The organism is Halarchaeum nitratireducens (assembly GCF_017874695.1).
GTDB classification, from domain to species: Archaea; Halobacteriota; Halobacteria; order Halobacteriales; family Halobacteriaceae; genus Halarchaeum; species Halarchaeum nitratireducens.
Genome location: NZ_JAGIKY010000012.1, coordinates 22,973 through 36,126 on the forward strand (window position 1 = coordinate 22,973; position 13,154 = coordinate 36,126).

Here is a 13,154-nt window from a genome sequence, read left to right on the forward strand (position 1 = left end):
GCGAGCGACTAAGTGGCGTCCCGTCCTCCCCTCACCCGAACGCCCATGTCCGACTACCCGCCCGTCTCCGTCGTGATCCCGTACAGCGAGCAGTACACCCCCGAGTGGATGCTGGAGGAGGCGACGGCCTCGGTGGAGGCGCAGGCCGTCGAGACCGAACCCCTCGTCGTCAGGGGCGACGACGGTCCCGCGGCCGCGCGCAACGAGGGACTGGATCGGGCCAGCCATCGCCACGTCGCGTTCCTCGACGCCGACGACACGTGGGCCGACGACAAGCTCGTCCGCCAACTCGACGCGATGCGCGAGGCGGACGCCGGCCTCTGCGTCGAGGGCGACCCCCGCACGATGGACGATTTCGTCTACGACGTCTTCGTCGGCGATCTCACCTCTCTCATGTCCTCGGTGCTCGTCGACACCGCGCGGGTCGATGCGCGCTTCGACGACGATCTCGAACGCGGCGAAGACCTCCTCTACGTCCTGACGGCCGCGACGCAGGCCGGCGTCTGTCTGCGCCCGGATCTCTTCGCGCACCGCGAGCACGCCGACAGCGTCACCGCGCGCGGGATGGCCGTCGAGGAGTACCTCGCGCAGTCCAAGCGCTTCGTCTACCGGGTGAGCGAACGCGTCCCCGAAGCCCAGCCCTACCTCCCGATCTACTACACGCAGCTGTACACGGACGTCGGGCGGGCGCACGCGGCGGACGGCGACGCTCGGCGCGCGCGGACGTACTACCTGCGGGCGCTCCGAATCAGCCTCCACCCTCACACGCTCGCGGCGCTCGCCCGGACGTACCTGCCGTTCTAGTCGGGCCGACCCGCGGTCGGCGCGGTCCCGTTGCCGAAGAGCGCGTCGCCCTCGCGCGTCTCCACGACGTGGACGCCGTCGCTACTGAAGACGACGTCGCGCGTGGCGAGGGCGTGCCGATAGCGCTCCTCGGAGACCGTGTACCACTGGAGCTGCGCGGAGACGGCGACGTCGCTCTCCGCCGTCGGGACGAAGTGTCGCGTCCACGCGTCACGGACGATAACGCGGTCGGTGGGCGCGGGCGCGGTTAGGCCACGGGCGGTGGCGTTCAGCGCGCCGACGCGCGGTCGCGCATCCGGTGGGCCCTGAACGGACGCGAGCGCGCGCCGCATCACGACATCCGCGGCCGCCGTTCCGTTCGTGTCCGCGAGGTAGGCCGCGACGTCGCCGACGGCCGCGTACTCGGCGTCGCTCATCGCCACCTGCGCGCCCCGCTGTTCGACGTAGACGGGTGGACCATCGAGATCGTCGGCGCTCGATCTGGTGAACGCGCCCGCGCTTCCGAACGCCGCGACGAGGACGACGGCGGCGACCAGGACGACGCGGTAGCGAGGCCGGGCCCGGAGGAGGCGCGCGAGGCCGAGCCCGATCGGGAAGACGGCGAGCAGGACGACGACGAACTGGATGCGCTCGCCCTGCGGGAGCGCCACGGGGAGCGGGAGGAGGACGGTGGCGAGAACGAACGCCGTGGCGACGACGCTCGCGCCGCGAGCGTACGTCTCGGTGCGTTCGAGGAACTCGTAGCCGCCGAGCAGGAGGACGGCGGTGGTGAGCGACGCGTAGACCCCGACCGGCGTGGCCAGCCACGCGAGCGCGCGCCCGACCGAGTCCGACGGGAGCGTCGCCCCGTAGCTGAAGACGACCGACGACGCCGCGCTCACCGCGTCCCCGAGCACCTGCGCGGCGATGGCGACGATCGCGTAGAGCATCAGGCTCGGCGAGTAGACGAGGTAGGCGAAGACGCAGAGCAGACCGAGGACGATCGGGAACGTCCACCGGAGGCGCGCCCACTCCCACGGCCGCGTCGCCAGCGCGTCCCACCCGAGGCGGCCCGCGAGGACGCCGCGGAGAACCGAGACGCCGGCGACCGCGACGACGACGCCGACGAGCAGGACGTACGTGAGGTGGTGTGCGAGGACGAGCGTCGGGACGAGGGCGAGCGCGTAGGCGGCGTGTTCGCGCCGACGGGCCGTGTGACCGACCGCACGCCGCGCGAGGACGGCGTAGAAGCCGACTGCGAGCAGCGCCAGCGCGAACGACTGCGGGAAGAAGTAGAGCGCGTCGTACGCCGGGAGGTCGAGTATCGTGAACGCCGCGGCGCAGCAGAGCGCGATCCGCCGGTCGCCGAGCAGGCGGACGCCGACGAGGTACGTCACGGGCACGAGCGCCGCGTACGTGAGGACGCCGGTGAGGACGATCGCGTCGTACGGGACGAAGCCGGTGACGAACGTCACGGTACCGGTGAACAGGTGGAAGACGGGGAAGAGGTCGTAGCCGTAGGGGAGGAGGGCGCTGCGTCCCGTCGAGAGCAGGCGATCGAGCGCGGCGACGTGCGCGAAGACGTCCGTCCCGCCGAAGTAGAACCCGGTCGTGAGGTACTTGGCGATGACGGGGACGGCGAAGGTGGTCGTGAGCGCGAGCAGCGTCGGGCCGGGGTCGGGGTCGTCGGCCGCGAGCTGGTCGGCGACGAGCACGTACGCGACGAGGAGGAACGCGACGACGGGGAGGAGCCGCGAGCCGAGCTCGACCGTGGCGATAATCGATCCCGCTCCGCCGACGACGACGAGCTTCGACGCGACGGAGGCGGGGAGGAACGCGCGCCGCTCGCGCTCGCCTCCCGTCGCGGCGTAGGCGACGAGCGCGATGACGGCACCGGCGAGCGCGTACGTCGAGCGGATCGCCGTCGGCGGCTGCAGGACGTCCAGCGCGGCGAGCGCGGCGAGGAGCCCGACGACGACGCAGCACGCCAGGACGGCGAGCGCGAACACGAGACGGCGACGCGTCGGCATACCACGACCCACCGCGGGCGAGCGCAAAACCCTGCCGGTGGCCGGGAAACCGTTACCACCCGGGGTCGCGTTGGTCGAGCCATGGAACGACGGAGCTACTTCGGTACGAGCGGGATCCGCGGGCGCGTCGGCGAGGACGTCACGGCCGACCTCGCGTTACACGTCGGGCGCGCGCTCGCGGCGGACGCGGAGACGGTCGTCGTGGGGCGCGATCCGCGACCGAGCGGCACCGTGCTCGCGGACGCGCTCGCCGCCGGCCTCGCCGAGTGCGGCTGTGACGTCGTCGACCTCGGGCCGGCCGCGACGCCGACGGTCGCGCGAGCCGTCGCGTGGCACGACGCGGACGCCGGCGTCGCCGTGACGGCCTCGCACAACCCGCCCGCGTACAACGGGCTGAAATGCTGGCAGCCCTCCGGACAGGCCTTCGACGGCGCGATGCAGGACGCCGTCGTCGAGCGCCTCATCGCGGAGGAGTACGACCTCGCCGCGTGGGACGAGACGGGCGCGCGCCGTGAGCGTTCGGACGCGCGCGAGCGCCACGTCGCGGCCATCACCGACTCGGTGACCATCGACCCCGCGGACGCCCCGAGCGTCGTTGTCGACCTCGGTAACGGCGCGGGCGCCGCGTCCGTCGACGCGCTCGTCGAACTCGGCTGCGACGTCGAGACGCTGAACGCCCAGCCGGACGGGCGCTTTCCCGGCCGGCCGAGCGAGCCGACGGCCGCGAACTGCGAGTCCCTCTGCGACCTCGTCGCGGCCACGGACGCCGACCTCGGGCTCGCGCACGACGGCGACGCCGACCGGATGATGGCCGTCACGGCCGACGGCGACTTCGTCTCCGGCGACGCCCTCCTCGCCGTCTTCGCCGCGGCGCTCGCCGACGCCGGCGACCGCGTCGCCGTCCCGGTCGACACTAGCATGCTCGTCGCCGACGCGCTCGCGGACGTCGGCGCGGACGTCGTCTACACCGAGGTCGGCGACGTCCACGTGGCCGAGCGCGCCGTCGCCGAGGACGCCGCGTTCGGCGGCGAACCGAGCGGCGCGTGGATCTTCCCCGACGACACCCTCTGCCCGGACGGCCCGCTCGCCGCCGCGAAGCTCGTCGAGCTCGTCGCCGACGGACCCGGACTCGCGGAGCGCGTCGCCGCCTTCCCGTCGTACCCCATCCGGCGAGCGAGCCGGGAGGTCGCGGACAAACTCGACGTCATGGAGCGGTTGCACGACACGGTGCGCGAGGCCTACGACGACGTGGACACGCTCGACGGCGTTCGCGTCGATCTCGGCGACGCGTGGTTCCTCCTCCGTCCGAGCGGAACGGAGCCCATCGTCCGCGTCACCGCCGAGGCCCGTGACGACGCCCGCGCGGACGAGGCCTTCGAGGAGGCGCGCGCGCTCCTCGAAGCGGCGGCCTAACCGAGCAGGGCATCGAGCCCGTCAGCCAGCGCCGTCTCGGCCTCGAACCCGAGCTCCGCGCGGGCCTTCGAGACGTCGGCGACGCTGGCGCGGATGTCGCCCGGGCGGGCGTCACCGTTGACGACTTCGGCCTCGGGCGCGACGCGATCGCGGATCAGCGCGGCGAGCTCGCGGATCTCGACTGCTCGCCCCGTCCCGACGTTGTACGCCGCGCCGGTCTCGTCGGTCGTCGCGGCCGCGAGGTTCGCGCGCACGACGTCGGAGACGTGGACGAAGTCGCGCGTCTGCGTGCCGTCGCCCTGCACTGTGATCGGACCGCCCGCGCGGGCCTGCTCGGCGAACGTCGTGATGACGCCGCTGTACGGGCCGCCGCGCTGACCCGGCCCGTAGACGTTGAAGTAGCGCAGCGCGACCGTCTCGACGCCGTAGAGGTCGGCGTAGAGCCGGCAGTAGTGGTCGGCGGAGAGCTTTTCGAGGCCATACGGCGAGCTCGGTTCCTTCGCCGCGTCCTCGGGAACGGGGGTCGTCTCGGGCGCGCCGTAGATCGCCGCGCTAGAGGCGAAGACGACGCGCGCACCGACCTCGCGCGCGGCGTCGAGCACGCCGAGCGTCGCGTCGACGTTCACCGCGTGCGTCGCCTCGGGGTCCTCGACGGAGCGCTCGACGCTGACGATCGCGGCCTCGTGGAAGACGACGTCGACGCCCGCCATCGCCTCGCGGACCGCGGCGTCGTCGCGCACGTCGCCCTCGACGAACGTCGCGTCGGCGGGGACGCGCTCGCGCGTGCCGGTCGAGCAGTCGTCGAGGACGCGGACCGTCGCGCCGCGCTCGCCGAGGGCGTGCGCGAGGTGGCCGCCGACGAATCCCGCGCCGCCGGTCACGAGCGCCGTCGCCTCTGAGAGTCGAGCCATACGGCGCGTTCGACGCCGGCCGGGAAATCCCTATCGCCGACGCCGGCGCCCGGGGTCGTCGCCGGTGCCCGCGCTGCCGGCGCGCCACACGTGGTAGCAGAAGACCGTTCCGAGGAGCGCGCCGACGGCGAGCTGGAGCGCGAACGCCGGCGAGAACTGCGTGCCGAGCACGGCCGTGAGTAGCTCGCCGAGGTTCCCCGGTTCGTCGTAGGGCGGCGGCGGCGTCAGCGGCCACAGCAGGAAGCCGAGCTCGCCGTAGTCGCCGGCGAGGAACGGCCCGAGGGCGTCGAGTACGAGGTGGGAGAGGACGCCGAAGCCGAACGCGACGCCGGCCTCCCGGCGCGCGCGCCGCCGGCAGACGACCGCGACGATCAGGAGCAACGGCAGGACGAAGACGAGCGAGTGGGCGAGCGAACGCCCAGAGGGGAGGACGCCGAACACCCACGCGGCTGGCTTGTCGATCAGATCGGGGAGCTGCGTGCCGAGCACGAGCGCACCGAGCGTCAGCCGGTCCGCGCGCCACCACGCCCGCGGTCGCACGAGCAGGTAGGCGACGTACGCGAGTCCGAGGTGTGCCCACGGCCACATCGCTCGACACTACTACGGCCGCCGACATAACGCGTGCCATCGGTACCGGCGGGTATTAAGCCGCCGCCGCCCCACCGTCGGATCGATGCCGACGCCGCGACAGCGCCGCCTCGTCCGCCAGCACGCCGCGTTGACGCTCGTCGCGCTCGGCGCGCTCGCGCTCGGCGACGCCCTCACGCTCCCGGTGGCGGTCGTGGCGTCGCTGCTCGCGCTCCTCCTCGCGGCCGAGTTCACGGCGCCCGTGTACGCTCGCCCGCCGTGGCGCGCGCGCCTCCGCTGGATCCTCCTGCTCGGCGCGCTCCTCGTCGTCGTCCTCGGGGCGACGCACGTCGCGACGGTCGCCCGGACGCTCGACCCGTCGCTCGCCTACTCGTAGTTCCTCATCGCCGCTCGCGCTACTCGGAGCGGTACGTCAGCCGAACGCGCCCGTCGGCCTCGGCCTCGGCGTCGACGGTCAGCGCCTCGTCGCGGCCGCGGACCAATCCGACCGCGAGCAGCGACGCGACGGGCGCGTCGACGGCCGCCGGATCGCCGATCGCGTCGGTGACGACGACGGCGGCGACGCCGTCCGTCTCGACCGGACGCACGTCTCCCGCGAGCTCGAACCGTCCGGTAGCGACGTCCGCGAGGCGCGCCGTCACGGTCTCCGGGGCCGTCGCGCCCCCGATGGGATCGCGCTCGATCGCCGCGAGCAGATGTACGCCGACGGGCGAGAGCGTCGCGCCGTCGACGAGCAGTCGAACGCCACCGTCGCTCGACGCGTATCGCGGCGTCGCGTCGTCGTCGATGCGCTCGCTGACGTCCGCGTTCCGGGCGGCCTGCATCGCGGCCGGGACCGATCGCGGGACGGCGCCGCCGGGCGTGAGCACGATATCGAGGACGCCGGCGACGAACGCGACGCCGCCGACGACGAGCACGTCGGCGCGCCAGCCACCCGTCGGGGGCCGAAACGCCGGCAGCTCGACGGCGATCGTGAGACAGCAGACGCCGAACAGCGCCGCGAGCGCCCCCCGTCGATACCGGCCGCTCACCGTTCGTCCCTCCCGTGCTCGCGGCCGTCCGCGTTCCGTCGCCGAGTCACACGTCGCCCCGACGGCGGCCGGCGGCTTAGCTGTTGCCGGACGGGCGCGGGTCGATCCGCCCGGAGTCGCCGTGACCGGCGGACTTTTGCCCCCGCGCGTCGACTGCTCTCGGTATGTTCGAACGCGGGGACGGATCAACGGACGGTGACCTCCTCTGCGTCGCCGCCGCGTCCGCGCTCGTCCCCGCGCTCGCGTTCGTCCCCGCGCTCGCGCCGCTTCGCCCCCTTACGCTCCCGGTCCTCCTCCTCGCGCCCGGCTACGCGTTCGTCGCGGCGTGCTATCCCGGCCGTGCGGTCTCGCTCGGCGCGTCCGTCACGGAGGGGCCGGACGATCCGCGGCTGTCGGCGCTCGGGCGACTCGTCCTCTCGCTGGGCGGGAGCGCCGCCGTCGTCGCGGCGGTCTCCCTCCCGCTCGCCCTCCTCGGTCGCTTCGCCGCGCTCCCGGTCGCCGCGGGCGTGAGCGCGCTCGTCGCCGTGCTCCTCGGGACCGCGTGGAACCGCCGCCGGCGGCGCACGGACGCCTTCGGCGTCGATCCGAGCGCCGCGCTGTCGCGTCTCGGCACGTGGAGCCACGGGACGCGAACCGACGCCGTGCTCACGGGCGCGTGCGTCGTCGCGCTCGTCGCGACCGGCGGCGTCGTCTACGCGGACGCGAACGCCGCGGACCCGGGACCGACGAGCGCGGCGCTCCTCGCGCCCGCGAACGGGAGCGACGCCCGCACGCTCACCGCCGACGCGACCGCCCCCTATCGCGTCGCCGTCTCGAACCCCGACTCGGAGCCCGCGAACGCGACCGTCGTCGCCGCCCTCGAGACGTACGCTCCGAACGCCACGGACGACGCGACGCTCCCCGATCCGCGGAGTCGGGAGGTCGTCGGGCGACAGACGCGATCGGTCGACGCCGACTCGACCGCGGTCGTGGTGGTCCCCGTCAGACCGACTCAGCCCGCGTCGAACGCCCGACTCGTCTTCCTCGTCTACCGCGGCGGCGTCCCCGCCGATCCGACCGTGGCGAACGCCGACGCCGAACTCCACCGCTGGGTCGCGGTCGGGGGCACCGACGCGGCGGCGAGCGCGGGGACGAACGCGATCACGCTGACGGCGGCGAACAGGCCCGACGGGACGCGGACCCCGACGCCCGTGCCGCCGACGGGGGTGACGGCGTGACGGGGCCGATCGCGGCCGACGTGACGGTCGAGAAGTCGGTGATCACCGACGGCGTCACCCGCCCCCTCGTCCGCCTCGTCGTCCGCTCGACGGCGGCGAACCCCGTCGTCGCGCGGATCGTCGACCGTCTCCCGCCCGAGCGGCGACTCGCCGCGACCACTGAAACGGAACTCCTCGGCGGCCGACTCGAGGCCACTCTCGCGCTCGCGCCGGGCGAGACGACCGCGCTCCACTACGCGCTCGACGGCGGCGTGCCCGACGAGCACGCGCTTCCCGTCGCCGAAATCGCACACGTCGGCGCGTCCACCGGTGCGGTCTTCGACCCCACGGTCCGCTGGTCCAACGCCGACGGCGACTGGCGCGCCCTCGCCCTCGTCGGCCCCGCGGACGCCGACGTCGTGCGCGAGCCGAGCGTTGTCGACGGGCCGGTCGTCGCCGGCGTCCGGGCCGCTCAGGACGGGACCGACATGCCCGCGATCGGCGTGATCGCCACCGACGATCACGCCGACGCGGTCTACCGGACGATCCTCCGAGCGCACGCGCGCGGCTTCGGCGTCTACGTCACGCACGACGGCGCCGACGCGGAGGTCGCCCGGTTCGCGACGCAGCTCGGCGCGATCCTCGTCGATCCCGCGACGCCGAGCGAGGACGAACCGGCCGAACGCGCTCGGGAGCGCGCGCTCGCCGCCACGGCCCGCACCGCCGGCCACCCCGGCATCGTCCACCAGCCACTCGCGTGCCCCCGGATCGACTACGCCCGGACGCTCGATGCGTTCGCCGCGAACGGCTGGGAGGTCCGCGCCGTCCCGGAGCGCAGCGCCCGTCCCGCCGACGGCCCCGACGTGCTCGTCGCCATTCCCGCCTACCGCGCCGAAGCGACCATCGGCGACGTGGTTCGCGAGGCCCGCCGCTACGCCGATCAGGTGCTCGTCGTCGTCGACGGCGGCGGAGACGACACCGCGGAACGCGCCCGCGAGGCCGGCGCGGCGGTCGTCGAGCACGCCCGGAACCGGGGGTACGGCGGCGCGCTGAAGACGATCTTCCGCGAGGCCGCCCGCCGCGGCGCGGCGTACACGGTCACGCTCGACGCCGACGGCCAGCACGACCCCGCGGACGCCCCGTCGCTCGTCGCCGCCCAGCGCGACGGCCGCGCGGACGTCGTCGTCGGCAATCGGTTCATGGCCGGCGCGACGACCGAGATGCCGTTCGTCCGAGCGATCGGCCTCGGGACGGTGAACCTCCTCACGAACCTCAGCATGGGTCGTTTCCTCCCGCACGAGTGGGTGCGAGACACCCAGAGCGGATATCGGGCGTACACGCTTGAGGCGGTTCGCACCCTCGCCGAGACGCGCGACATCGGCGACGGCATGTGGGCGAGCACCGACATCCTCTACGCGCTCGAACGCGAGCGCTACACGTTCGCGGAGGTGCCGACGACGATCCGCTACGACCTCGAGGGAACGAGCACCGAGGGCGTGCTCGAACACGGACTCGGGCTCCTGCGGAACCTCGCCGGGCTCCTCGAACGCACCCGTCCGATGGTGCTCATCGGCCTCCCGGGCGCGATGTGCGTCCTCCTCGGCGCGCTCCTCGGTGTCCTCGACGTCCAGCGCTTCGTCACGACCGGGTCCGTCCCCATCGGCCTCACCGTCGCCGTGAGCGCCTCGACTGTCCTCGGCGTCCTCCTGTTGTTCACCGCGGTGCTCGTCCACACGATCAACACGCACCCGTCGCTCCGCGAGCGCGAATGAACGGAGCGAGCGACGCGGACGGCGACGACCACGACTCGCTCGCCCCGCGCTCGCCCGCACTCGGCGTCGTCGTCCCCGAAGCCAGACAGGTCGACTTCGCCCGTGCCGGCGTCCTCCTCACGGCCGTCGAGGCGCTGAGCGCGCTCGTCGGCTTCGCGGGCACCGTCTACTTCGCGTGGGTGCTCGGCGCGAGCGCGCTCGGGGTCTTCTTCCTCTTCGACGCCGTCCTGAGCACCGTCGCCACCGTCGCCGACTTCGGCCTCCGCGACGCCGTCGAAAAGCGCGTCAGCGAGGGCGAACACCCCGGCGCGATCCTCGGCGCCGCCCTCGTTCTCAAGCTCACCCTGCTGTGTCCGTTCGTCCTGCTCGCCTACCCTCTCGCGCCCGTCATCGACGGCTACGTCGGCGCGCCGCTCACCGGCGCGCTCGTCGCCGGGGTCCTCGTCTACGAGTTCGGCCTACTCACCCTCCACGTCCTCCGCGCGGAGCTCCGCGTCGCCGAGACCGCGCTCCTCTCCTTCGCTCGCCTCGTCGTCTACGTCGCCGTCGCGGTCACCCTCGTCGGACTCGACTACGGCGTCCGCGCGCTCGTCTACGCTTTCATCGGCAGCTATCTCGTCCTCTGCGCCCTGGGTGCGGCGCGCGTCTCGACGCGGCCCGCGCGCCCCGGCCGCGCGCAGTTCCGCTCGCTCGTCCGCTACGCCAAGTACAACGGGATCAGCGCGCTCGGAGGGTACGTCTACAACACGATGGACGTCCTCGTCGTCGGCTACGTCCTCGCGCCGGCGTTCGTCGCGGCCTACGAGCTCGCGTGGCGCGTCACGACCATGCTCCTCCTCGTGACGAACGCCGTCTCGAACACCGTCTTCGCGCAGCTGAGCGCGTGGCACACCCGCGGCGAACACGAGCGCGCCCGCGACACGATCGGGAGCGCGCTCACCGCCTCGCTGTTCTTCGTGATCCCCGCGGCCGTCGGCGTCTTCCTCCTCGGTCGCGAGATCCTCGGCGTCGTCTTCGGCCCCGAGTACGTCGTCGCCGCGCTGGCGTTCGTCGTCCTCGCCGCCGAGAAGCTCGTCACCGCCGTGAACGTCGTCCTCGACGCCGCCGTCCGCGCGTTCGATCACCCGCGTGCGGGCGCCGTCGCCACCGTCGTCTCCGCGACGCTGAACGTCGCGCTCAACCTCGCACTCGTGCCGCGCTACGGCCTTGTCGGCGCCGCCGCCGCCACCGCGAGCGCCGTCGTCGTTCACACGCTGATCGTCGGGGCCTCGCTTGCCCGACTCACACCGCTGCGTGCCAACACGCACGACCTCGGCTGGTGCGCGCTCGCCGCCGTCGCCATGGGCGTCACGCTGCTCGGCGCCGAACGCGTCGTCGATCCCACCACGCCGATCGGCCTCGGGGCGCTCGTCGCGCTCGGCGGCGTCGTCTACCTCGGCGTCGTCCTCGCCGATCCGTCGCTGCGCGAGCAGACGCGCGCGGTGCTCCGCAGCGCCGTGTGAGCGCACGTCCGCCGGTCACTCGTCCGCCCGCGCCGGTCGTCGACTCCTTACTACGTCGCCGGGCGCGGCGTGTCGTACGTCCGAGTCGGTATCGTCGGGCCCGGCGGGCCGGGACCGCGCCGCGATCCGTCACGAGGAGCCCCGCGACGCGAGCGACGTCCGAGACCGCCTCGCCGCCGTGTGAGGGTGGAGCGCACGGCGGGGCCGTGGCCTTTAGGCGCATTGAGGAAAGACGTCTGCTATGGACCTTCAGGTCGTCGGACTGGAGGATCTCGAGAGTAGGATTCGGGACGCGGTCGATCGAATTGGCGAGTTGCAAACAGGGACACAAGTCCAGTCGGAGGTATTCTTTTCGCCGCAGTTCATGCGCAACCACACCGAATTCGAGTCCTTCGACACGTTCTGCGCGCAGAGTCCATTGGCTCTTGACGATGCGAGCGACCTAGAGGGTGCTCCTCGTGACCAACTCAATGAGTACATCGCTGTCACGACGGCGTTCGAAACGTGGGAGGAGATGAAGACTCGAGCCGCGGAGGAAGCGATCATCGATCACGTCGTCTCCTGACTAGCCCATGCCGGAAGCGGCGTTCAGTAGGTCGTATAGTCCGTAGCTGATGATACCCGCACCCACCATTGACCCAACCCACGATACGATCGTGACGCCGACTTTTCGGGGTGAGACACCACTTCCTCCAGACGAGCGCGTGGCGAGGCCGCTGCCGACGATGCTGGCGATCATCACCTTGTTGAATGAGATGGGGATCCCTAGAACGATGGCGAGTTGGGCGATCAGAAACGCGGGTATCAGGGCAGCGATTGATCGTCGCGGCCCGAGTGAGGCGTACTCGTTCGAGACGGCCTGCACGAGTCGTGGCCCTCTGATCCACGCCCCGAGGAGTATCCCCGCCACCACCGAGCGCGAGCAAGTAGGCTGACGGAAGCTGAAGATCCGTTTCGAAGACCGTTTCGAGCGGCCCGGTTGCGAGCCCGACCTGCGTGCCACCGCTCGTAAACACGACGACGAGACCCAACACGATCAGAAACTGATTGATACCCGCCGCCTCGTCGCGGTACAACAGCGCACGTGTCCCGACGAGTGCGAGGAGGCCGCACGCGACGCTCACGGCGACCATCCCGAGCGTGTAGGATCCACCAACGGCTGTCGGGAGCAGGTGATACGCGGTAGCGAGGTATCGGGCGACTGATCCCTGTGCGCCGCTCGCTGTCGGAATCACGGTGAGCTGGATGTTAGCTAGCGTGTATCCGACCGCTCCGCCGAGAACGGGAATTCCGATGACTTCGGGTATGGATTCGCTCTGAAGGCCACGCGCGAGTCCGTACGCGAGGACACTCTCGACGAGAGGAATCGCGAACCAGAACCCGAGAATGACGACATACTCGTGAACGGCGAACCCACCTCCGAGTGCGATACCCGCGCCGACCATCGCTCCCGTGACGGTGAATGCTGACGGAATCGGATATCCGTAGGTGTTCCCGATCGTGATGAGTGTCGCTGCAGTAAGTAACGCTGCTGCTGCCGCAAGCGGCGTAATCGTCACGCCCGTCACGAGGTCTTTGCCGATCGTTTCGGAGATACTGCCTCCTTGGAGGATTGCGCCGAGTCCGGCCACGACTCCGACTAAGAGGGCCGCTCGGAGGACTGAGAGCGCGTTCGCACTAACGGCGGGTGCCACGGGGGCTGAGTTACTGTTCGCCCCGACTGTGAACGACATGAACAGTGCCGCGAACAGCGCAACCGCGAGAACAAGCGCTACAGATGCCATGTGTTCAACGACCCAGACTCAGTCTCTGGTAGATGCTACTCAAGTACGACCGAATAAAACCGTATACTGTCATGTTCCTAAAACCGCGTCATGGATCGGATTAATGTGTCGGAATCACATACGAGTGATGTCAAGATAATGGTA

Annotated in this window: 11 protein-coding genes and 1 pseudogene; 7 read left to right on the top strand and 5 right to left on the bottom strand. The window is 71.8% G+C overall.

Annotated features, from left to right (window positions below; genetic code table 11):
- Positions 1-45 precede the first annotated feature (45 nt).
- Entirely contained in the window at positions 46-804 is a 759-nt protein-coding gene (locus tag J2754_RS11745) for a glycosyltransferase family 2 protein (RefSeq protein ID WP_211087546.1), read from the top strand.
- On the opposite strand, the gene J2754_RS11750 is transcribed toward J2754_RS11745, so the two are convergent.
- On the bottom strand, positions 801-2,813 hold the full coding sequence (locus J2754_RS11750) for a hypothetical protein (protein WP_211087547.1): 2,013 nt from the start codon (positions 2,811-2,813) through the stop codon (positions 801-803). The two genes, J2754_RS11745 and J2754_RS11750, sit on opposite strands and share 4 nt — an antisense overlap.
- A gap of 81 nt (positions 2,814-2,894) precedes the next feature.
- Between J2754_RS11750 and glmM the strand changes: the two genes are divergently transcribed.
- Positions 2,895-4,226, top strand: coding sequence for a phosphoglucosamine mutase (gene glmM / locus J2754_RS11755; RefSeq protein ID WP_211087548.1), 1,332 nt, complete (start codon positions 2,895-2,897; stop codon positions 4,224-4,226).
- Here the strand turns inward: glmM and J2754_RS11760 are convergent.
- Positions 4,223-5,137 (bottom strand): NAD-dependent epimerase/dehydratase family protein, encoded by a 915-nt coding sequence (locus tag J2754_RS11760; RefSeq protein WP_188878306.1) that lies wholly within the window; start codon positions 5,135-5,137, stop codon positions 4,223-4,225. The two genes, glmM and J2754_RS11760, sit on opposite strands and share 4 nt — an antisense overlap.
- Before the next feature lie 30 nt (positions 5,138-5,167).
- Positions 5,168-5,725, bottom strand: a complete 558-nt coding sequence (locus J2754_RS11765) for a metal-dependent hydrolase (protein WP_211087549.1) — start codon at positions 5,723-5,725, stop codon at positions 5,168-5,170.
- An 85-nt stretch (positions 5,726-5,810) separates the two neighbouring features.
- Here J2754_RS11765 and J2754_RS11770 point away from each other — a divergent pair, with 85 nt between their 5' ends.
- The gene (locus J2754_RS11770) at positions 5,811-6,101 is read left to right on the top strand and encodes a DUF8044 family membrane protein (RefSeq protein WP_211087550.1); all 291 of its coding nucleotides are present in this window, start codon (positions 5,811-5,813) and stop codon (positions 6,099-6,101) included.
- Positions 6,102-6,120: 19 nt separating this feature from the next.
- Here the strand turns inward: J2754_RS11770 and J2754_RS11775 are convergent, their stop codons facing one another.
- Positions 6,121-6,756 (bottom strand): DUF7982 domain-containing protein, encoded by a 636-nt coding sequence (locus J2754_RS11775; RefSeq protein ID WP_211087551.1) that lies wholly within the window; start codon positions 6,754-6,756, stop codon positions 6,121-6,123.
- A gap of 164 nt (positions 6,757-6,920) precedes the next feature.
- Between J2754_RS11775 and J2754_RS11780 the strand changes: the two genes are divergently transcribed.
- The 4 genes from J2754_RS11780 (at position 6,921) to J2754_RS11795 (ending at position 11,791) form a co-directional block, all read left to right on the top strand.
- On the top strand, positions 6,921-7,973 hold the full coding sequence (locus J2754_RS11780) for a DUF1616 domain-containing protein (protein WP_211087552.1): 1,053 nt from the start codon (positions 6,921-6,923) through the stop codon (positions 7,971-7,973).
- A complete protein-coding gene (locus J2754_RS11785; RefSeq protein WP_188878312.1) occupies positions 7,970-9,724 on the top strand; it encodes a glycosyltransferase family 2 protein in 1,755 nt (584 codons plus the stop codon). The genes J2754_RS11780 and J2754_RS11785 overlap by 4 nt, the downstream gene beginning before the upstream one ends.
- On the top strand, positions 9,721-11,226 hold the full coding sequence (locus J2754_RS11790) for an oligosaccharide flippase family protein (RefSeq protein WP_188878313.1): 1,506 nt from the start codon (positions 9,721-9,723) through the stop codon (positions 11,224-11,226). The genes J2754_RS11785 and J2754_RS11790 overlap by 4 nt, the downstream gene beginning before the upstream one ends.
- A 241-nt stretch (positions 11,227-11,467) precedes the next feature.
- Positions 11,468-11,791: a hypothetical protein gene (locus tag J2754_RS11795; protein ID WP_188878314.1), complete on the top strand. Its 324-nt coding sequence runs from the start codon at positions 11,468-11,470 to the stop codon at positions 11,789-11,791.
- Here J2754_RS11795 and J2754_RS11800 read toward each other — a convergent pair.
- Positions 11,792-13,010: pseudogene (locus J2754_RS11800) on the bottom strand (anion permease). It lies immediately after the preceding gene.
- Positions 13,011-13,154: the final 144 nt, after the last annotated feature.